At 55.9% G+C, this 1,436-nt stretch carries 1 rRNA gene (cut by a window edge); it reads right to left on the bottom strand.

Annotation, left to right across the window (positions count from 1 at the left end):
• Positions 1 to 48 precede the first annotated feature (48 nt).
• Positions 49 to 1,436: ribosomal RNA gene (locus tag AB0G04_RS44100) — 23S ribosomal RNA — on the bottom strand; it runs 1,745 nt beyond the window's last position.

Raw genomic sequence — 1,436 nt, 5'->3', positions numbered from 1 at the left:
TGTTCGTTTGCTGTGAATCACACAGTGGACGCAAGCGCAATGTATAGGGTGGTTAAGCCCTCGGCCTATTAGTACCGGTCAACTCAACACGTTACCGTGCTTACATCTCCGGCCTATCAACCCAGTCGTCTAGCTGGGAGCCTTACCCACTCAAGGTGGTGGGATACCTCATCTCGAAGCGAGCTTCCCGCTTAGATGCTTTCAGCGGTTATCCCTTCCGAACGTAGCCAACCAGCCATGCTCCTGGCGGAACAACTGGCACACCAGAGGTTCGTCCGTCCCGGTCCTCTCGTACTAGGGACAGCCCTTCTCAAGTATCCAACGCGCACGGCGGATAGGGACCGAACTGTCTCACGACGTTCTAAACCCAGCTCGCGTACCGCTTTAATGGGCGAACAGCCCAACCCTTGGGACCTGCTACAGCCCCAGGATGCGACGAGCCGACATCGAGGTGCCAAACCATCCCGTCGATATGGACTCTTGGGGAAGATCAGCCTGTTATCCCCGGGGTACCTTTTATCCGTTGAGCGACACCGCTTCCACACGCAAGTGCCGGATCACTAGTCCCGACTTTCGTCCCTGCTCGACCCGTCAGTCTCACAGTCAAGCTCCCTTGTGCACTTACACTCAACACCTGATTGCCAACCAGGCTGAGGGAACCTTTGGGCGCCTCCGTTACCCTTTAGGAGGCAACCGCCCCAGTTAAACTACCCACCAGACACTGTCCCTCGACCCGATCAGGGCCGCAAGTTAGATACCCAAACCCAACAGAGTGGTATTTCAACAGCGCCTCCACCCGAACTGGCGTCCGAGCTTCAAAGGCTCCCACCTATCCTACACAATTAAATTCAGATACCAATGTCAAGCTATAGTAAAGGTCCCGGGGTCTTTCCGTCCTGCCGCGCGTAACGAGCATCTTTACTCGTACTGCAATTTCGCCGGGCCTGTGGTTGAGACAGTGGGGAAGTCGTTACGCCATTCGTGCAGGTCGGAACTTACCCGACAAGGAATTTCGCTACCTTAGGATGGTTATAGTTACCACCGCCGTTTACTGGCGCTTAAGTTCTCCGCTTCGCCCCAAAGAGCTAACAGGTCCCCTTAACGTTCCAGCACCGGGCAGGCGTCAGTCCATATACATCGTCTTACGACTTGGCATGGACCTGTGTTTTTAGTAAACAGTCGCTTCCCCCTGCTCTCTGCGGCCATACCACGCTCCACCCGCAAGGGGCTTCACGCGTCCGGCCCCCCTTCTCCCTAAGTTACGGGGGCAATTTGCCGAGTTCCTTAACCACAGTTCACCCGTCGCCTCGGTATTCTCTACCTGACCACCTGTGTCGGTTTGGGGTACGGGCCGCTCGAAGCTCGCTAGAGGCTTTTCTCGGCAGCATAGGATCAATGACTTCACCAGAACGGCTCGGCATCACGTCTCAGCCTCA

The organism is Actinoplanes sp. NPDC023801, from assembly GCF_040639655.1.
Taxonomy (GTDB): Bacteria; Actinomycetota; Actinomycetes; order Mycobacteriales; family Micromonosporaceae; genus Actinoplanes.
This window is presented reverse-complemented; position numbering and strand designations above follow the sequence as displayed.